Here is a 20699-nt window from a genome sequence, read left to right as displayed (position 1 = left end):
TTATGGATATACTTACGTTATTTCTTGTCGTTCCAATATTAACCATCCTTACCTTGTTTTTTACCAAAAATTTGCAACAGGCGAGAACAGTTTCAGTTATTGGTATGACTATTCAGTTCTTGATGTCGCTTCATTTGGTTTATGCCTATATACAAGAACGAAAAATAAATGCAGAGATCATGTTGTTTGGAAAAGACATAGTATGGTTCGAGCAATTCAATATCCATTATGCTATAGGGGTTGATAGTATCTCCGTTGCGATGATCGTACTGACCTCTATTGTGGTTTTGGCCGGTGTATTTATTTCGTGGAAAACAGAGGAACTTCCCAAAGAATTCTTTATTTCTTTAATTGTATTGGCAACAGGAGTTTTCGGTTTTTTTATTTCAATCGATCTTTTTACAATGTTCGTTTTTTACGAAATCGCCGTAATACCCATGTTCTTATTGATTGGTATTTGGGGCTCCGGACCAAGAGAATATTCTGCCATGAAATTGACAATTATGTTAATGGGAGCCTCCGCATTATTATTGGTTGGAATTTTAGGTATTTATTTCAATTCAAGCGCAGATGGAAATTTAACGTTTAATATTCTGGAAATTGCTCAAGTGGATATTCCAATTGCAGCCCAGAAATTATTTTTTCCGCTCACATTTATTGGTTTTGCTGTACTTGGTGCAATGTTTCCCTTTCATACTTGGTCACCTGATGGTCATGCTTCTGCGCCAACAGCCGTTTCTATGCTCCATGCGGGAGTTTTGATGAAATTAGGAGGTTACGGAATATTTAGAGTAGCCATGTATTTATTACCTGAAGGTACGATGATGTGGTCGAACTTTTTTATTGTTTTGGCAGTAATTGGAGTTTTTTACGGCGCCTTGGCTGCTATTAAACAAACCGACCTTAAGTACATAAATGCCTATTCTTCCGTAAGCCACTTGGGCATGGTTTTGTTTGCCTTGCTCATGATCAATAAAACCGCCTGGAACGGAGCAATTTTACAGTCTCTATCACATGGATTTATGACAGCCATGTTCTTTGCCTTAATAGGGATGATTTATGGAAGAACCCATACAAGGGATGTTACAAAAATGGGAGGTTTGCTAAAAGTTTTACCTTTTATTTCTATGATGTATGTGATCGCGGGACTAGCTTCACTGGGTTTACCTGGTTTTAGCGGATTTATGGCCGAAATGCAAATCTTCGTAGGCGCCTTTCAACACCCTGATTTATTTCATAGAATCGCAACTATTGTTACTATTTCAGCCATTGTGGTAACGGCAGTATATATCCTTCGGGTGGTTGGTATGATGCTCATGGGACCTGTTAGACACGAAGAATATAATACCTTGGAAAGCGCTACTTGGTACGAAAAAACCGGTATTCTTTTATTGTTAATTCCAATTGTTTTTATGGGTGTTTTTCCATTATTGACGAGCGAATTTATCAGAGAAAGTTTGTCGCCATTTATTGATAGATTATTGTAAAATTGAAGTGAAATTTTGAAAAGAATTCAGGATGAATATAGATAGTTTTTTATTGATGCGACATGAGATCATACTCACATTGATCTTGCTTTTAATCATACTCGCAGAGATATTTGCCAAAAATAAAAATACGGTACTTCAATTGGCACTAGCGCTATTTATTGGACATGTCGTTATTGGATTTTTTCCCCAACAGGAAGGGAGTTTATTTGGAGAAATGTACAGAACAAACGGCCTGTTACATTTTATAAAAAACACACTTAATATAGGTGTTTTAATTATTCTTCTACAATCTTTTTCCTGGATTAGTGAAAAAATGTTACCGGATCATAAATCTTCCGAATTTATCATTTTACTTTTCTCATCGCTACTCGGATTGTATTTTATGATTTCTTCAGGACATTTTTTGATGTTTTACATCGGACTGGAATTATCATCTTTACCAATAGCAGCAATGGTGGCTTTTGAAACAAGTAAAAGAAGATCAGCAGAAGCGGGAATTAAATTTATCATGCTGGCTGCCTTGGCTTCCGGAATTTCACTTTTTGGTATTTCTATGATTTATGCCACAACAGGCACAATATATTTTGGGGAATTGAGCAACCTTTTGCAGATCAATTCGCTAAGTCTTTTGGGATTTGTTTTCTTTGTGGCGGGATTATCTTTTAAAATTTCCTTGGTACCATTTCATTTTTGGACAGCTGATGTTTACGAAGGTGCCCCAGTGGGTGTAACGGCTTATTTATCGGTTATATCCAAAGGTTCTGCCGTTGTTATTCTCATGATTATTTTATTCACGGTGATGTCGGTTTTTGCTGAAATAACAAAAACTTTGCTCTATATAATTTCTGTTGCCACTATGTTTTTGGGTAACTTATTTGCCCTCAGACAGCAAAATTTAAAAAGGTTTTTGGCCTTTTCTTCGATTGCCCAAGCAGGATTTATTTTGCTCGGTTTTATGTCGAATGATACTTTAGGGGTTTCGACTATCGTCTACTTCGTGGCGATTTATATTTTTACAAATCTTGCGGCTTTTGGTGTGATTCAAAGTATTTCCTTTCATACTGGAAAGGAAAATTTGGAAGATTACAACGGACTATATCGCACAAATCCTAAGTTGAGTTTGGTGATGTTGCTGGCGCTGTTTTCATTAGCTGGAATTCCACCGGTAGCGGGTTTCTTTGGTAAATTCTTTTTATTTACGGCAGCAGCTTCAAAAGGTTATTATTTATTGGTATTCTTGGCGGTTGTAAACGTTACGATCTCTCTTTATTATTATTTGTTGGTGGTTAGGGCCATGTTCTTGAGAAAGAGTGATGCTGCTATCCCATATTTCAGCAGCCATGCGACCATGAAAATTGGATTGGTTTTAGCAGTTTTGGGTGTATTAATCATTGGATTGTTAAGTCCTATTTATGAATATATTTATCAATTATCTACATTTTAAAAAATTGTAAAAATGGGCTTATCTGGAAAACATCAGTTCGGATCTATAGGTGAAACCAGGGTTACCTTTGTCGAAAAGAATACAACCCAAGAACGAATGGAGTTTTTGAAAAAATTATTGGAAGTAAATGGTTTTGAGGTGATTACAGAAGAAGAAAAGCGAAAAACAGAAGATGATCCTCAACTATATACTGTAGGTGTAACAGATATGGTTTTTAACCCTACCGTTTATGTTTTTCAGCGCAGACTAAAAACCATCGATGGTCTTCACAAAGTAACGCCCGACTACTGGAATCAGGTTTCCGAAGAAACCCATCCGCAATATTGGAAAAACGATTAGTCCAGATTTCAACAATGACTAAACTTAAATTACGACAATCTTAAAGTTAGATTTTCGATTATTTATGATATTTTTACATTGTGCTGGCTATAACAGCCTCATTAGACTTTTACCTTTTATCGTTCTCTTTATTTCTATAAATGATTCAGTTTTTACATGTTGGTGCAGAATGTTTTCCTATGGCAAAAGTAGGAGGGTTGGCTGATGTTGTTGGAGCTTTACCTAAATATCAGTGTAGTGATGGAATAAAAGCAAATGTTGTCATGCCTTATTACAATAATCTATTTAATAAAGCGCATGAGTTCAAACACATTTTTCGGGGGAGTATAAATCTGGGAGAAATAAACCATGAATTTCAAGTATTAGAATTGTTAGACGAACTTGGATTTGAAGTCTTTGCTATTAAAATTCAGCATCTGCTAGATAGGGAAAAGATTTATGGTTATCAGGACGACGTGGAACGTTTTATGGCTTTTCAAATAGCAGTACTCACTTGGATATCTCAGAAAGAAGAAAAACCAACACTTATTCATTGCCATGATCACCATGCCGGATTAATTCCATTTATGATGGGTCATTGTCACATTTTCCAAAACATTAAAGAAATTCCTACAGTTTTTACAATTCATAATGCCCAATACCAAGGGCAATTTGGTTACGATAAATTTAATTACATTCCTCAGTTCAATTTTACGCATTTCGGACTGTTAGATTGGGATGGGAAAATCAATCCTATGGCTTCTGCTGTAAAATGTGCCTGGAAAGTAACGACGGTCTCACCAAATTACATGGAAGAATTGAAACAGAATGCAAATGGCTTACAACACTTGTTCACAATGGAAAGTAGCAAGTGTTCTGGTATTTTAAACGGTATAGATACCTTTGTTTGGAATCCAGAAACGGACAAGAGAATTAACCAACAATACAAAGTAAAATAAAATCAAAATGAAAGCACTTTTTTACACAAGAGAATATCCTCCCTATGTTTATGGTGGAGCAGGAGTTCATGTTGAATATTTAGCGGCAGAGTTAGCTAAATTAATGGAGGTAGATGTAAGGTGTTTTGGAGATCAAGATGAAAAATCAGATAATCTGACTGTGAAAGGGTTTCCGTATGAAAATCCAATTTTCGATGATTCTAATAAGAAGCTCAAAGCCGTTTTTCAAACTTTGAGTACTTGTATCCAAATGAATTCAAAAGAAACAGACGCCGATGTAGTGCACTGTCATACCTGGTATGCGCAATTTGCAGGGATTGTAGCAAAATTGTGTTACGGCATTCCACTTGTGATCACAACCCATTCTTTAGAACCGCTTCGACCATGGAAAAGGGAGCAGTTAGGAAGAGGGTATGATGCTTCTTCATGGGTTGAAAAAACAGCTATTGAAATGGCTGATGCGGTGATTGCTGTTTCAAAAGAAACAAAAGAAGATGTCTTAAATAATTTTGATGTAGATAAAGAAAAAGTAAAAGTAATCTACAATGGGATCAACTTGCAAGAATATATTGTGACCAATGAAACTTCTACACTTAAAAAATTTGGCATAGATCCTAGCAAACCTATTGTTTTATTTGTGGGCAGGATTACAAGGCAAAAAGGAATTATTCATTTGGTCAATGCCATTAAATACATCAATGAAGATGCGCAAATTGTACTTTGTGCTGGTGCACCTGATACACCGGAAATCGCAAAAGAAATGGAGGACAGTGTGCAAGAAGTAAAGCAGACCAGATCAAATGTTATTTGGATTGATGAAATGTTACCGAAGAATGAGGTTATTCAGTTATATTCTCATGCAGATGTATTTTGTTGTCCGTCGATCTACGAACCTTTTGGTATTATCAATATAGAAGCAATGGCCTGTGAAACGGCTGTCGTAGCAAGTGCTGTTGGAGGAATTAAGGAAGTGGTGATTGATGGTGAAACAGGAATATTGGTTCCTTTAGAACAACAAAAAGAAGCGCCTTTTGAACCCGTTGATCCTGATAAATTTTCTAAAGATTTGGCGTCTGGGATAAATAAATTGCTTAATGACAAAGAGTTGGCTAAATCGATGGCGAAAAAAGGGAGAAAAAGGGTAGAAGATCATTTTGATTGGGTAGCCATTGCCAAACAAGTAAAAGAGTTGTATGCATCGTTGGTATGAGTAAAAAGAAGACGGAAAAAATAGAACGAATTTTGGATTTTCGAAGTGGTAAAAAGGCGAATAAGAAGTCTTTATGTCAGACATATCATTTAGACGAAAAAAAACCATTATTTGCTTTTGTTGGAAGATTAGCTTATGAAAAAGGAGCTGATCTATTACCTCAAATATTTTACAAAACTTTAGTGAAAAATCAGGTGAGTATAATTGTTTTAGGTTCCGGTATGCAAGATGTTGAATCAGAATTAAAATCGCTTGAAACACCATTTCAAAATTCATTTTCGGCTTACATAGGTTATAACGAAGATTTAGCACATCAAATTTACGCAGCTTCTGATTTTCTTTTGATGCCATCTAGGATAGAACCTTGCGGATTGAACCAAATGTACGCCATGAGGTATGGAACGATACCAATTGTACATAGAACAGGAGGATTGACAGATACTGTGATTGACATTGGAGATGGCGGCTGCGGGATATGTCATGATCAAGCTTCAGTAGAAGATGTTTGTTATTCAATAGATCGGGCGGTAGATTTTTACAACAATAAAAGAGAATTCAATAAAATCCGAAAAAAATGCATGGAAATTGACCATTCATGGGATAATTCTGCGCAAGAATATTTAACTTTATACAAATCAATTATCCAGAAATAATATGTTCGATAAAAAAGTTTTAGCCATTATTTTAGGTGGAGGACAGGGTTCAAGATTATACCCTTTAACAGAAACCAGATCTAAACCTGCTGTACCCATAGCTGGAAAATACAGACTGGTAGATATACCTATTTCAAATTGTATTAACTCAGATATTAAAAGAATGTACGTGTTAACTCAATTTAACTCGGCTTCTCTAAATAGGCACATCAAAAATACCTATCATTTTAGTTTTTTTAGTTCTGCCTTTGTAGATGTGTTAGCTGCAGAGCAAACACCTATGAGTAATTCTTGGTTTCAGGGTACGGCTGATGCGGTAAGACAAAGTATTCATCATCTCAAACAACACGATTTTGAATATGCATTGATCCTATCCGGTGACCAGTTGTATCAAATGGATTTTCAGGTATTAATCAATGAACATATCAGAAAGAAAGCAGATATCTCTATCGCAACTTTGCCTGTAAACGACAAAGATGCACCCGGATTTGGTATTTTGAAAACGGATGAAAATGGGTCCATAAAAACTTTTGTAGAGAAACCGCCTTTAGAAGAACTCGCCGAATTAGAGTCTGAAGTTAGTCCGGCGATGAAGGCAGAAGGAAGAAAATATTTGGCTTCAATGGGTATCTATGTCTTCAATCGAGAATTATTATTTAGTTTGTTGGATGATCCAAATACAAATGATTTTGGGAAAGAAATAATTCCCCAATCAATAGAAAATTATGACGTGGTGAGTTATCCATTCGAAGGATATTGGACTGATATCGGGAATATCGATTCCTTTTTTGAAGCCAATTTAGGGTTAACTGATGATATTCCGAAATTTGATCTCTACAATGTAGACAACAAAGTTTACACTCATGCCAGAGTGCTTCCCACTTCAAAAATTCACGGTACCACGCTAGACAAAACGGTGATTGCAGATGGTTGTATTATACATGCAGGCAAAATTGAAAGATCTGTCATTGGTATTCGATCCAGAATTGGTAAAGAAACTACGGTTATCAATACCTATATGATGGGATGTGATTATTACGAATCACTAGAGGAAATTGAGAAAAAGCATTTAGATATTTTATTAGGTATTGGTGAAAGATGTTTTATTAAAAATGCCATTATTGATAAGAATTGTAGAATAGGTGACGATGTAAGAATTAATGGAGGTCCTCATTTAGAGGATAGAGAGACGCCGGAATATGTTGTAAAAGAGGGTATTGTTGTTATCAAAAAAGGAGCTGTAATTCCCAAAGGCTACGTGATTTAAAAAACATATAAATTAATTAGTACATTGTGAAAAGGCAAAATAGAGTTGTTATTGAAAGAGTTTCTCCACAAATCAATTGTGGAGAATTTTTTATAAAAAGGATACCGCATCAAAAAGTTGTTGTGAGGGCAGACGTTCTGGCAGATGGTCATGATTTATTAGGTGCATCGGTTTTATATAAGCATAAAAGCAGCGAGAAATGGGAAGAAGCGAGAATGAAACCGGAATACAACGATGCTTGGATAGCTTCATTTACTGTTGAGCAACAAGGGTTTTACCATTATAAAGTTCAGGGATGGGTAGACCATGGATTGAATTGGCAGCATGGAATAGTAAGAAAATTAGATGATCATCAACATGTGAAATCTGAACTTTTGGAAGGAGCAAGGCTTCTTGAAGCTATGTTGGATAGGGTAAAAGGAGATGATAAAAAGTATATCACTTTTTTGATAGAGGTTTTTAAAGATGAGCATAGGTATGAAACGGCTATTTATGAAGCGAGAAGTGAAAGAATTAAACAAATTCTATTTGATCATCCTGATAAGTATTTAGCCAATGAAACAAAAGAATTTGATGTATTTGTAGATAGAAAGAAGGCATTGTTTAGTACTTGGTATGAATTTTTTCCTAGATCTGCTACAACAACAAAGGGAAAACATGGAACCTTTAAAGATTGTGAGAAATTGTTGCCAAGAATTTCAAAAATGGGATTCGATACACTTTATTTCCCACCAATTCACCCCATTGGTGAAGTGAATAGAAAAGGGAAGAACAATACAACAAATGCATTGGAAGGCGATGTAGGAAGTTGTTGGGGTATTGGTTCAAAGTTTGGCGGACATAAAGACATTCACCCTGAATTAGGAACATTAGACGATTTCAAACAGTTGATACAAAAAGCTCAAGAAGCCGGTCTGGAAGTAGCAATGGATTATGCCTTGCAAGCTGCACCAGATCATCCATGGGTAAAAAGTAATCCTGAATGGTTTAAATGGCGTCCGGATGGAACAGTACAATACGCCGAAAACCCTCCAAAAAAATATCAGGATATATTGCCCATTTATTTCGAATCTGAAAAATATGAAGACCTTTGGGATGCCTGTTTAGAAATCTTATTGTTTTGGATTGATTGTGGCATTAGAATTTTTAGGGTAGATAATCCTCATACGAAACCTTTTTATTTTTGGAACTGGATTATTGCTGAGGTACAGAAGAAATACCCAGATGTGATCTTTCTCGCAGAAGCTTTTACCAAACCTAAAGTGATGCAACAACTGGCCAAACAAGGTTTTACCCAATCTTATACTTATTTTACTTGGCGTGAGAATAAGCATGAGCTGATAGAATATATGGAAGAATTAACCAAATCTGAAAGTGCCGAATATATGCGCCCAAATTTTTGGCCAAATACACCAGACATTAATCCATTTCATTTACAGGGGGCCAATGAGTCCAAGCATATTCAACGTTATGTTTTAGCGGCAACGCTAAGTTCGAGTATTGGTATTTATGGACCGGTGTATGAATTGATGCAAAGTGAAGCCCTGCCCGGTAGAGAAGAATATTTGCATTCTGAGAAATTCGAATTCCGAAAGCATGATTGGAATAAGAAAAATTACTTGATCGATGTAATTACAAAAATCAATCAAATCAGGAAAGACCACGAAGCTTTGCAACAAACTAATCACCTTAGATTTTGTGAGATACACAATGATAACTTAATTGCTTTTTATAAATATAATGAAGATAGAACAGATCAATTATTGATTGTTATCAATCTGGATATGCATCAATCTCAGCAGGGTTATGTACAATTGCCTCTTTATGATATGAATGGCAATTTGCCTTTAAGGATCAAAGATTTATTTACCGGATATGAATACGAGTGGTTTGATGAATGGAATTTTGTTCAGCTTCACCCCAATTTACCTTTTCATATTTTTAAGCTCCTAACTTAAAATGAGTTTAGCAACCGAACATAACTTTGCCGAAGCGCCCGTTAATTTTGAAAATAATTGGGAAGAACTGCTCGAAAATAGAGATTTTGTCAAGCTATTCTTGTCAGATATACTAGAAGAATATATCGTCAAACAACGTTGGTATGGAGGTAAAGCAAGTAGGTTAAAGTATATTGAGTTGGTAGAATATTTTCGAATTCAACAAGAGGGGGAAGTTTATTTCGGTCTGTTATTAGAAATTGATTTTTTTGAAGCTTTTTACCAGCATTATTTTTTGCCCATAGCATTTGTTACTGATGAAAGTTTTGCACCAGATGAACGGATACTTACCATAAAACTTAAGGGTGCTAAAGGGTATATTGTTGATGCCATTAATTTAGAAGCTTTTCGAAAATTGGTGTATTCAAGAATTTTGCATGCAGTGCCTAAAGACGAAACAAAAGTACAATACCATAAAAGTAGTCGATTTGAAAATTTGCCCTATGAAAGTAGCAAATATATGGGGTTAGAACAGAGTAATACCTCGATTATCTATAACGACAAATATGTACTCAAGTTTTTTAGAAGAATTTTTGCAGATAAGAATCCGGATTATGAAATGAGTAAATTTCTCACAGAAAAAAGAAATTTTGCAAATACGCCGGCTTATCTGGGTAGTATCAATGTCATTGATTGTGAAAACATCTATATCACTATTGCGCTGATGCAAGAAAAAATTGAAAATGAAGGAGATGCTTGGCAATTTATGCTCAAAGAACTTTTGGATGTTTTTACAATTCTCAATAAAAAACAAATCAAAGTGGAAGATTTACCCGTACTTCCCATGTTTTCTCGAATAAAATTGAAAGATATACCCAATGAAATAATAAATTGGGTAGGACTAGATTTATTTTCTAAAATACAAACACTCGGGAAACGAACAGCAGAAATGCACATTGAATTGGGTTCCGAATTTGAAGATACGGCCTTCACACCGACTCATTTTAATGGAGATTATGAGGTTTGGTTAAAAAACAGGTTGGTTTATCAATTTCAAAACAGATTAAACACCATCGAAAATAATTTGCAAAAACTAGATGGATTAGCGCTTGAACTTGGCCGAGAATTTTTAGAGAAAAAAAATGTGATCAGAAAGCGATTTATGCAATTCGATTGGACCAAATTAAAAGGTGAGCGAATCAGGGTGCATGGAGATTATCATTTAGGTCAGATCTTGGTGCAAAAAGATGACTTTTTTATTCTCGATTTCGAAGGTGAACCTGAAAGCACGATTAGGGATAGAAAGGTAAAACAACCGCCACTCAAAGATGTAGCTGGTTTATTCCGCTCATTTCATTACGCTTTATACGCCACTATTTTTAATCATCCCACGGCATTTTCAATACCTCAAAACGAATTGTTTCAAGCTGCAGAAATTTTGTATTCCTATTTTACAGGAGTATTTTTAGAAGTCTATACAGATGAAATTCAAAGAGCAAATATAAATATAGGTTATAGCCAAGAGCGTATTTTTATTTTGAAATACTGTCTTTTAGAAAAGGCAGTTTACGAAATTGGTTACGAACTCAATTCTCGTCCGAAATGGGCGCTAATCCCACTAAAAGGAATATCCAATATCATAAATGAATAAATATGGAAAAGGTAATTAATTACAGTCTGTTTACAGATTTCGATATAGCATTATTTAAATCAGGCAAGCATTTTAAGCTTTACGAAAAATTGGGCTCTCACCTTGTTGAGGTGGATGGCGTAAAGGGTACTTATTTTGCTGTTTGGGCTCCAACAGCGAAATCAGTTTCTGTAATCGGTGATTTTAATTACTGGAACGATCATCAACACAGACTAAATGTGAGATGGGATTCTTCTGGTATTTGGGAGGGTTTTATTCCTGAGGCTCAGCCGGGGATGCGTTATAAATACAAGATCAAATCAAATAACAATAACATTGAAACTGAAAAGGCAGACCCTTATGCATTTTATTGTGAAAAACCGCCTTATACTGCTTCTATTATTAGGGATATTGATCATTACAAATGGAAAGACCAAGCCTGGATGTCTTATCGAAAAGATAAAAATGGCTTAGATAAGCCATACGCTGTTTATGAAGTGCATTTAGGGAGTTGGATGAAAAATGTGGAAGAAAACAGGTTTTTGACCTATGAAGAATTTGCTGTAAAACTTGTTGATTATGTAAAAAAAATGAATTATACGCATGTAGAATTTATGCCTGTAATGGAGTATCCGTATGATCCCTCATGGGGATATCAAATTGTTGGCTATTTTGCACCTACTTCAAGATTTGGAACGCCTGAAGGGTTTATGCATTTGATCGACCAATTACATAAAAATGATATCGGAGTTATTTTAGACTGGGTACCTTCTCATTTTCCATCAGACGATCATGGTTTAGGTTTTTTTGATGGAAGTCATCTGTATGAACATCCCGATCCGAGAAAAGGATATCACCCAGACTGGAAAAGTTTAATTTTTAATTATGGTAGAAACGAAGTCAAATCCTTTTTGATCAGTAACGCTTTTTTCTGGTTAGAAAAATATCATGTTGATGGACTTCGTGTAGATGCTGTTGCTTCGATGATTTATTTAGATTATTCGAGAAATGAAGGAGAATGGGAACCAAACATGTTTGGCGGAAACGAATATCTGGAAGCCATTGATTTTATAAAAGAATTTAATCAGGAAGTTTATAAGAATTTTGATGGAATTCAAACCATTGCCGAAGAATCTACAGCCTTTACAGGAGTATCAAAACCCGTTGAATTTGGCGGATTAGGATTTGGTATGAAATGGATGATGGGTTGGATGCATGATACATTGCAGTATTTTTCTAAAGAAACAGTATATAGAAAATTTCACCAGAATGAAATAACTTTTAGCTTGGCCTATGCATTTACAGAACATTTTATGTTGCCTTTATCTCATGATGAGGTGGTGTATGGTAAGAAATCACTCATCTATAAAATGCCCGGTGATGAATGGCAAAGATTCGCTAATTTGAGATTGATGCTTGCTTACATGTATGCACACCCTGGTACGAATTTAACTTTTATGGGTGCAGAATTTGGGCAAACCAAAGAATGGGATTACAGCACAAGTTTAGATTGGCATTTGCTAGATTATAAACCGCATCAAAGTATGCAAGGTTTTATGAAAGATTTGAATGGTCTTTATAAATCGACCCCTGCTCTTTACGAAAAAGGATTTAGCTCTGAAGGTTTTGAATGGATCAGTTTTGCAGATCATGAACAATCGGTTATCGCTTTTATTCGAAAAGGTCATGATATGGAAAACGACATTGTTGTGGTGTGCAATTTTAACGAAGTCCCTAAAAAGAATTATAGAATTGGTTTGCCGCGAAAAGGTAAATTATCCCAGGTTTTCAATTCAGATATGAAAAAATATTTTGGTAGCGGATTGAGTAATAGCAAAGAGTTAATTGCGGAGAAGAAACCTTATAATCATAAGCCTTATTCTTGTGAAGTAAATTTACCGCCTCTAGCAGCTGTTTATTTTTCCTTAAAGTCTTGATAATTAAGTTAGACTTTTATTGAAGGATATGTAAAAAACAGCTTTGATTTTTAAATTTTATTTTCATCAATAATTCTTCAATTTTGATAGGTTTGCATTCAAAATAGAATGTCAAACGATGATTACAAATACAGAACTTGAAAACAAGGGAAATCTATACCCCTCCAAGATAGTTGATTATCAGAAAGTAGTTGATATACTCAATTTTACTTGTGATAATGGTGTTGTATTACAGCTCACCGTACAAAGAGATAGCGTCCTTAGGTTTCGCTACTCAACCACGGGTATTTTTGAAAATGATTTTTCTTATGCCATTACAAAATACGCGAGTAAAGGTTATAATTTTTTAGAGGTCACCGAAGAAAAAGAGCATTATCTAGTCATTACATCAAAGCTGAAGTGTAGGGTTGGTAAAAAAGACCTCCATATTACCATACTAGACAAGAATGATTTTGTGCTTTGTGAAGATGAGCTGGGCTTTCATTGGGAAGAAAGCTATGACTATGGAGGCGATATTGTGAAAATGTCGAAAAGTTCTCATGATGGAGAAAGCTATTATGGCCTTGGCGACAAACCGGTTCATATTAATTTGAAAGGAAAAAGATTTGAAAATTGGGTGACAGATTCTTACGCATTTGGCAAAGATTCTGATCCAATTTATAAGGCAATTCCCTTTTATATGGGATTAAATGGCTCAAAAGCCTATGGTATTTTTTTCGATAACAGTTTTAGAACTTTTTTTGATTTTTGCCATGAGCGAAGAAATATTACCAGCTTTTGGGCTCAAGGTGGTGAAATGAATTACTACTTTATCTATGGTCCCGAAATGTCTGAAGTTGTAGCCAATTACACAGATTTAACGGGAAAACCGCATCAATTGCCTCCACTTTGGAGCTTGGGTTATCATCAATGCAAATGGAGTTACTATCCCGAATCTCAGGTGAAAGAGATAACCAATAAGTTTAGAGAACTTGAAATACCCTGCGATGCCATTTATTTGGATATCGACTATATGGATGGATTTAGGTGTTTTACATGGAATAAAGAGTATTTTCCAGATCCTAAAAGAATGGTAAGCGAACTCTCGGAAAAAGGTTTTAAAACCATCGCAATTATCGACCCCGGAATTAAAATAGACAAAGACTACAACATTTTTAAAGAGGCTTTAGAAAACGATTATTTCTGTAAAAGAGCCGATGGTCCATATATGAAAGGTAAAGTGTGGCCGGGAGAATGTTATTTTCCTGACTTTACAAACCCGGAAGTTCGCGAGTGGTGGTCAGGATTATTCAGAGAATTAATTGAAGATATTGGAGTTAAAGGTGTATGGAACGATATGAATGAGCCTGCTGTGATGGAGGTACCCGGAAAAACCTTTCCTGATGATGTGCGCCATGATTATGACGGAAACCCATGCAGCCATAGAAAAGCCCATAACATTTATGGAATGCAAATGGCCAGAGCTACCTACCAGGGGTTAAAAAAATTCTCGTATCCCAAAAGGCCATTTGTGATTACCAGAGCTGCCTATTCTGGAACTCAAAGGTATACCTCAACATGGACAGGGGATAATGTGGCAACTTGGGAGCATCTGTCGATAGCAAATATTCAAGTACAGCGATTAGCTATGTCGGGTTATTCTTTTGTCGGATCTGATATTGGTGGTTTTGCGGAACAACCCAACGGAGAATTATATGCGCGTTGGATTCAGCTCGGGGCGTTTCATCCTTTCTTTAGAACTCATTCTTCGGGTGATCACGGTAACCAGGAACCCTGGTCTTTTGGCAAAAACATAGAACAAATTGTCAAGAAATTTATAGAGCTGAGGTATCAACTTTTGCCTTATATCTATACTTCTTTTTGGCGTTATGCCAACGAGGGTATTCCAATGATCAAATCCCTTGTACTTTATGATCAGGAAGATATTCATACCCATTATAGAAACGATGAATTTGTTGTGGGTGAAAAAATATTGGTATGCCCCATTGCAGAACCAAATGCAAAAGGCAGAAGAATGTATTTTCCTTTTGGAAACTGGTTTAACCTATGGACGAATGAAATGATGGAGGGAGGGCAGGAACTATGGGTTGAGGCAGACCTAGATATTATGCCGGTATTTATTAAGGAAGGGGCGATCATTCCTAAATATCCAATACAGCAATATGTGGGTGAAAAGCAAATAGACCAAGTTTATCTCGATGTGTATTACAAAAAAGGAAAAGAAAAATCGCAATTATATGAGGATAGTCAGGATGGATATGACTATATCAAAGGACGATTTAGTTTGCGAAATTTCACCCTAATTGGAAAAGAAAAATCACTTACGGTTCAGCAGTTTAAAGCAGGTAAATTTATAACCTCCTATAAAACCTTTGAAATGAAGTTTGTAAATCTTCCATTCAAGATTAAAGAAGTAGAATTAGATGGAGAAAAATACGATTTCAAGAAGTTTATGAAATCAAAAAACGTAATTGTTTTTCCAAAAGAATTTTCTGATATAGAATTAATTGGATAAAAAGGGGTGGCTTAAACTTAGCCACCCTCTATTATTATTTTTCAGTACTATTTTTCTTTTCTATAAGATAATTGAGGATTAAACCCAAACCACCGAATAAAAATATCATTGAGAAATAAGCTACCGGTTCCTCTAGGGTGGTATATTGCGATAACAAAGCACCTAGTAAAATTCCTATACCAATACCTACAGCCAACATCCCGTACTTAAGAGTTAGGTTGCTGTAATTTCTGGTATTTGTTGAAAAAAGTGATGCGTCTGCACCTTTTTCTATTAATGCCATTCTTTCTTTATTTCTAGCACTAATGAATACATAAAAAACGCCAAAGATTGAGGCGAAAACAATTGCGGGTATTAAAATTTCTGCTGCCATAAATTTGTTTTATTTTGTTGTTACCTTTATGACGCTCATTTCTTTTCTTAGGTTACAAAAAATAATTTTTTAGAAAAACTGTAACCCCACTAACTAGGTTTGCGTCAAAGCTATTAAATGGAGTCCAAAGAACAATATTATATAGATAAAGTACTTGCCGGCGAAAAGGAATATTTTTCCTTTTTGGTAGATCTATATAAAAACATGGCTTTTACACTTGCCTTAAAAATGGTAAAGAACAGAGAGGATGCAGAAGAATTGTCTCAAGATAGTTTTGTCAAAGCCTTTCAAAAATTGGATACTTTTAAAGGTGAAGCCAAGTTCTCAACTTGGTTGTATGCCATTGTTTATAGAAATTCGATCTCCTTTTTAAGAAAAAAGAAATTAGATTACACCGATTTAAAAAGTGTAACTTATAAAATCGCAGAGGAGTCGGAAACTAGTGACCCTCATAATATTTTAAAGCAAGAAGAACAGAAGGTTTATGTTCAAAAGGCAATTGAGAGTTTACCTGAAACAGATGCTTTTTTGATCACTTTATTCTATCTGAATGAAAGTTCTGTTGAAGAGATACAAGAAATTACGGGGTTGAGTAATTCCAATGTAAAAACAAAGCTTTTTAGAGCAAGAAAAAAGTTGCGAGAAGCCTTACAAGTATTATTGAGACATGAAATGAAATCGATTGTATAAATGGATGAATTAGATGACATAATCAAAAAGGGTTTAGGGACAGAAAAACCAAAGTCAGACTTTTCAAATACGGTGATGAATAAAATTCAAGCCTATGAAAGAAAAGAAGAAATGGCGATGAAAACTTTGTTTACCAGACACGCATTTGAAAAGCCTTCAGGTACTTTTACTGAAAAAGTAATGAACAGGGTTCATCCTAAAACGTATAGTTATAAACCGATTATCAGTAAAAAAAGTTGGATGATTATTACTTTTGTTGCAGCTTTTATTTTAATATGGGCAATGGTTTCGGGTGAAAATGGACCTTCATCCATTGGGCTATTTTTTCAGGAGATGATTAAAAAATCGAATGCAAATCAATTAAACGTTTTTGTAACTTATCTTTTAGGTTCTAAGCTCTTTGCTTTGGCCATGTTTGTTTCGAGTTTGCTGATGGGTTTGGATTACTTTTTGAGATCTAGAAAAATAGTTTAACTCTATTCGAATGTAAGATTTAAGTAGATCCCTCTTGTGCCAAAGAAATCTATGGGACCTGTCCAAGGTCCTTCTATAGCAAAAGGACCAGCAGGTGTATCAAAGACCCTATTTTCATCTCTGACCAATTCATTGTTTATCGCAAAAACGCCACGGATGGAAGGAGAAAATTTGAAGAAATAAAAATAAAAATCCATGCCTATACCGACTTCATACATAAAATTGCTCGTCGTTGTTCTAAATTCGCCGGCAAAGTTATCATCCTTATTATTTTCATTGCTAGAAAAGTTGTAATCATAAGAAACACCACCAATTACATAGGGTCTTATGTTATCTAATCTATCTGTACTAAATTTGAGTAAGAGAGGTAGGTGTAAAAAAGTACTTGAAACTTCTCGAACAGGGTTCGTTGTGCCGTCATAAGCAGGATAATTCAAATAATCTTCATTATAAAAAGTAAGCTCTTTAGAGTTGCTCATCAATCCCGGTTCAAATCTCAGGTTGATATTTTTATGTAATCTGTAATCCACTACAAAACCAAGGTTAAAACCAAACGATTCCTTAATATCTACAAAAAATTCACTCGCAGTAGGAGGAATAACAATACTGGCATCATCTTCAGCCAAGTAATTGATTTTGTAAGAATTATAATTCATCCCTAAATAATAACCAAAATGCAGTTTGCGCTCATCAAAGGTTTGTAAATTTAAGATGCGTTCTTTTTGTGCAAAACCGGATTGAATAAGCATGAGTAAACCAAAAATCGCAAATAACTTCTTCATTTTTTTATTTTGTAGCTTCATAAATGGTGGCAATTCCTTGGTGCTGAGGTAAATCTACGGCTGTTGTAAACCCAACTTTTTTTAGAATTTCGCAAAAAACCATGCCATAGGGAAATGCAGCGGCAGATTCAGGTAAATAATTGTAGGCACTTTTGTCTTTAGAAAATAGTTTACCTAAAGTAGGAATGACATATTTCCCATACAAGTTATAACCTTGCTTGAAAGGTGTTCTTGTGGGTTGCGATGTTTCTAAAACCACAAAGGTACCCTTGGGTTTTAGTACCCTTAATATTTCACTCAAGCCTTTTTCTAGATTTTCAAAATTTCTTACTCCAAATCCAACGGTAATAGCATCAAACGTATTGTCTTCAAAAGGTAAATTTTCTGAATCGCCAATTATCATCTCTATTTTATGGTCTAATTTCTTTTGATGTACTTTTTCTTTTCCGAGTGCCAGCATACCAGGAGAAAGATCGAGACCAATTACTTCCTCAACTCCAGCTTCGGCCAGCATTACGGCTAAATCTCCAGTTCCTGTGGCAACGTCTAAAGCTTTTTTGGCTTTGTTCTGTGTGGCTATTTTAACCACTTTCTTCCGCCAGCCCTGGTCAATACCCATTGTAAAAAGTCGATTTAAAAAATCGTAATTGCCAGAAACATTGTCAAACATTTCCCTTACCTGCTCTTTTTTTCCAAGCGTAGAATTTTTATAAGGAGTTACTTTTTTTGACATTTTTAAATTTTGGGTAAATATACCAAATAACTCAATAGTAAGGCTTATGCGCAAAAAAGGAATTTAAATGGTGATTTACTTGACAAGGCCTATGCTGAGGTTGTATATTTGCGCTCTCTAATAAAAATATAAAACGCTACTAAATGAAATTATCGCATTTTAACTATAACCTTCCGCCAGAACTTTTGGCTGAATACCCTGCAACAGAAAGAGATGAATCTAGGTTGATGGTGCTCGATAGGAAAAAACAAACCATTGAGCATAAAATTTTTAAAGACCTTGTAGAGTATTTTGATGAAGGTGATATTATGATTTTTAACAACACTAAAGTTTTTCCGGCCAGGTTATATGGCAATAAGGAAAAAACAGGTGCACGTATCGAAGTCTTTTTATTAAGAGAATTGAATGCCGAAAGCAGGTTATGGGATGTTTTGGTAGATCCAGCCAGAAAAATTAGAATTGGAAATAAGTTGTTTTTCGGAGATGATAGTGGTTTGGTTGCCGAAGTAATTGACAATACCACTTCAAGAGGACGAACCTTACGTTTTCTCTATGATGGAAGCTATGAAGAGTTTAGGAGAAAACTAAAAGAAATGGGAGAAACACCCTTACCTAAATACATTAAAAGATCTGTTGAAGAATCTGATGAAGAGCGCTATCAGACCATATTTGCCAAGCACGAAGGAGCTGTAGCAGCACCAACTGCGGGATTACATTTCTCTAAGCATCTGTTAAAAAGACTAGAGATTAAAGGAATTGATTTATCAGAAATTACTTTGCACGTTGGTTTAGGTACATTTAACCCAGTAGAAGTTGAAGACCTTTCAAAACATAAAATGGATTCCGAAGAGTTTTCTATACCAAAGACAACGGCAGACATGGTAAATGCTGCCAAAGACAATAGCAAAAGAGTTTGTGCTGTAGGAACTACTGTAATGCGAGCCATGGAAAGTTCAGTTTCTGCAAATCACCATTTAAAACCTTTTGAGGGTTGGACAAATAAATTTATTTTCCCTCCTTATGATTTTAGTGTGGCAAATGCGATGATTACCAATTTTCATACGCCAAAATCTACATTAATGATGATGACCTCTGCTTTTGCCGGTCATGATCTTTTAAAGAAAGCTTATAAAGAGGCGGTAAAGGAAAATTACCGTTTCTATTCTTATGGCGATGCCATGTTGATCATTTAAGGATAAAAAACAATCTGAAAAGCGTCCTGAGAAACGGGCGCTTTTTTATTTGATGAAAACGAAGACAGACATACGGGCCCTTACCAAAGACCAGTTACGTGATTTTTTTGTTGCACAAAAAGATCAGGCATTTCGGGGCAATCAGGTATTTGAATGGCTTTGGCAAAGGGGTGCGCATTCTTTTGATGGAATGACAAACCTTTCGAAAGAGACCCGAGCTATGCTCGAAGAGCATTTTGTCATCAATCATATCAAGGTTGATCAGATGCAAAGATCCAATGACGGAACTATCAAGAATGCGATTAAATTACATGATAATTTGGTTGTGGAATCTGTTTTAATTCCTACAGAAAAACGTACAACGGCCTGTGTTTCTAGTCAGGTAGGTTGCAGTTTAAATTGCTCATTTTGCGCTACGGCACGTCTAAAAAAGATGAGAAATTTGAATCCTGATGAAATTTACGATCAAGTGCATGCCATCGATCAACAAAGCTGGCATTACCATGGTCATAAATTGAGCAACATTGTGTTTATGGGAATGGGAGAACCACTACTCAATTATCATAATGTGATAGAGGCAATTGATAAAATTACTTCCCCCGAAGGATTAGGTATGTCACCTTCCAGGATTACCTTATCTACTGTTGGCTTGCCAAGGATGATCAAAAAGTTAGCAGATGACGAGGTGAAATTTAAGTTAGCAGTTTCTTTGCATTCTGCCATAGATGAGGTACGCTCATCCATGATGCCCATCAATGATTCTTCAAATCTCGCTGAATTATTAGATGCCTTGCAATACTGGTATCAAAAAACAAAGAAGAAAATCACTTTTGAGTATGTTGTTTGGAAAGGGGTAAACGACACCCAAAATGATATAGATGCACTCGTTGCTTACTGCAAAAAAGTTCCCTCCAAAGTTAACCTGATAGAATACAATGCCATAGAAGAGGATGGTTTTGAACAGGCATCACCTGAAGTGATAGAACAATATGTTCGGGAATTGGAAAAGCATAACATTACTGTAAGAATTCGTAAAAGTCGCGGACAAGATATTGATGCGGCTTGCGGACAGTTAGCCAACAAAACTTCCTGAT

The 20699-nt window shown here is 35.5% G+C and carries 18 protein-coding genes; 15 read left to right on the top strand and 3 right to left on the bottom strand.

What is annotated here, in order from left to right:
* The first annotated feature begins 2 nt into the window (after nt 1-2).
* The 11 genes from ACFQ39_RS02170 (at nt 3) to ACFQ39_RS02120 (ending at nt 15360) form a co-directional block, all read left to right on the top strand.
* On the top strand, nt 3-1487 hold the full coding sequence (locus tag ACFQ39_RS02170) for a complex I subunit 4 family protein (RefSeq protein ID WP_377175977.1): 1485 nt from the start codon (nt 3-5) through the stop codon (nt 1485-1487).
* A gap of 31 nt (nt 1488-1518) precedes the next feature.
* Entirely contained in the window at nt 1519-2934 is a 1416-nt protein-coding gene (locus ACFQ39_RS02165; RefSeq protein ID WP_377175975.1) for an NADH-quinone oxidoreductase subunit N, read from the top strand.
* Nucleotides 2935-2946: 12 nt separating this feature from the next.
* Nucleotides 2947-3273, top strand: coding sequence for a hypothetical protein (locus tag ACFQ39_RS02160; protein WP_377175973.1), 327 nt, complete (start codon nt 2947-2949; stop codon nt 3271-3273).
* A 140-nt stretch (nt 3274-3413) separates the two neighbouring features.
* Complete coding sequence (locus ACFQ39_RS02155; RefSeq protein WP_377175971.1) at nt 3414-4211, top strand: glycogen synthase; 798 nt, start codon at nt 3414-3416, stop codon at nt 4209-4211.
* Between the two features lie 7 nt (nt 4212-4218).
* Nucleotides 4219-5421, top strand: coding sequence for a glycogen synthase (glgA, locus tag ACFQ39_RS02150; protein ID WP_377175969.1), 1203 nt, complete (start codon nt 4219-4221; stop codon nt 5419-5421).
* Nucleotides 5418-6074, top strand: coding sequence for a glycogen synthase (locus tag ACFQ39_RS02145; RefSeq protein ID WP_377175967.1), 657 nt, complete (start codon nt 5418-5420; stop codon nt 6072-6074). Before glgA ends, ACFQ39_RS02145 begins: the two co-directional genes overlap by 4 nt.
* A gap of 1 nt (nt 6075) precedes the next feature.
* Entirely contained in the window at nt 6076-7341 is a 1266-nt protein-coding gene (locus ACFQ39_RS02140) for a glucose-1-phosphate adenylyltransferase (protein ID WP_377175965.1), read from the top strand.
* A gap of 26 nt (nt 7342-7367) precedes the next feature.
* The gene (locus ACFQ39_RS02135) at nt 7368-9299 is read left to right on the top strand and encodes an alpha-1,4-glucan--maltose-1-phosphate maltosyltransferase (protein WP_377175963.1); all 1932 of its coding nucleotides are present in this window, start codon (nt 7368-7370) and stop codon (nt 9297-9299) included.
* Nucleotide 9300: 1 nt separating this feature from the next.
* A complete protein-coding gene (locus ACFQ39_RS02130) occupies nt 9301-10929 on the top strand; it encodes a trehalose synthase (protein WP_377175961.1) in 1629 nt (542 codons plus the stop codon).
* A 2-nt stretch (nt 10930-10931) separates the two neighbouring features.
* A complete protein-coding gene (gene glgB / locus ACFQ39_RS02125; protein WP_377175959.1) occupies nt 10932-12845 on the top strand; it encodes a 1,4-alpha-glucan branching protein GlgB in 1914 nt (637 codons plus the stop codon).
* A gap of 118 nt (nt 12846-12963) precedes the next feature.
* The gene (locus tag ACFQ39_RS02120; protein WP_377175957.1) at nt 12964-15360 is read left to right on the top strand and encodes a glycoside hydrolase family 31 protein; all 2397 of its coding nucleotides are present in this window, start codon (nt 12964-12966) and stop codon (nt 15358-15360) included.
* 34 nt (nt 15361-15394) lie between these two features.
* Here ACFQ39_RS02120 and ACFQ39_RS02115 read toward each other — a convergent pair whose 3' ends face one another.
* A complete protein-coding gene (locus ACFQ39_RS02115) occupies nt 15395-15733 on the bottom strand; it encodes a DUF6249 domain-containing protein (RefSeq protein WP_377175955.1) in 339 nt (112 codons plus the stop codon).
* Nucleotides 15734-15850: 117 nt separating this feature from the next.
* Between ACFQ39_RS02115 and ACFQ39_RS02110 the strand changes: the two genes are divergently transcribed.
* Both ACFQ39_RS02110 and ACFQ39_RS02105 read left to right on the top strand, forming a co-directional pair.
* On the top strand, nt 15851-16423 hold the full coding sequence (locus ACFQ39_RS02110; protein ID WP_377175954.1) for an RNA polymerase sigma factor: 573 nt from the start codon (nt 15851-15853) through the stop codon (nt 16421-16423).
* On the top strand, nt 16424-16897 hold the full coding sequence (locus ACFQ39_RS02105; RefSeq protein ID WP_377175952.1) for a hypothetical protein: 474 nt from the start codon (nt 16424-16426) through the stop codon (nt 16895-16897).
* A 2-nt stretch (nt 16898-16899) separates the two neighbouring features.
* Here the strand turns inward: ACFQ39_RS02105 and porT are convergent, their stop codons facing one another.
* A complete protein-coding gene (gene porT, locus ACFQ39_RS02100; RefSeq protein ID WP_377175950.1) occupies nt 16900-17679 on the bottom strand; it encodes a type IX secretion/gliding motility protein PorT/SprT in 780 nt (259 codons plus the stop codon).
* Between the two features lie 4 nt (nt 17680-17683).
* On the bottom strand, nt 17684-18412 hold the full coding sequence (gene ubiE / locus ACFQ39_RS02095; RefSeq protein WP_377175948.1) for a bifunctional demethylmenaquinone methyltransferase/2-methoxy-6-polyprenyl-1,4-benzoquinol methylase UbiE: 729 nt from the start codon (nt 18410-18412) through the stop codon (nt 17684-17686).
* Nucleotides 18413-18555: 143 nt separating this feature from the next.
* On the opposite strand from ubiE, the gene queA reads away from it, so the two are divergent.
* On the top strand, nt 18556-19605 hold the full coding sequence (queA, locus tag ACFQ39_RS02090) for a tRNA preQ1(34) S-adenosylmethionine ribosyltransferase-isomerase QueA (RefSeq protein ID WP_377175946.1): 1050 nt from the start codon (nt 18556-18558) through the stop codon (nt 19603-19605).
* 52 nt (nt 19606-19657) lie between these two features.
* Nucleotides 19658-20698, top strand: a complete 1041-nt coding sequence (rlmN, locus tag ACFQ39_RS02085; RefSeq protein ID WP_377175944.1) for a 23S rRNA (adenine(2503)-C(2))-methyltransferase RlmN — start codon at nt 19658-19660, stop codon at nt 20696-20698.
* Nucleotide 20699 lies beyond the last annotated feature (1 nt).

Source organism: Namhaeicola litoreus (assembly GCF_042679565.1).
GTDB lineage: Bacteria > Bacteroidota > Bacteroidia > Flavobacteriales > Flavobacteriaceae > Namhaeicola > Namhaeicola litoreus.
This window is presented reverse-complemented; position numbering and strand designations above follow the sequence as displayed.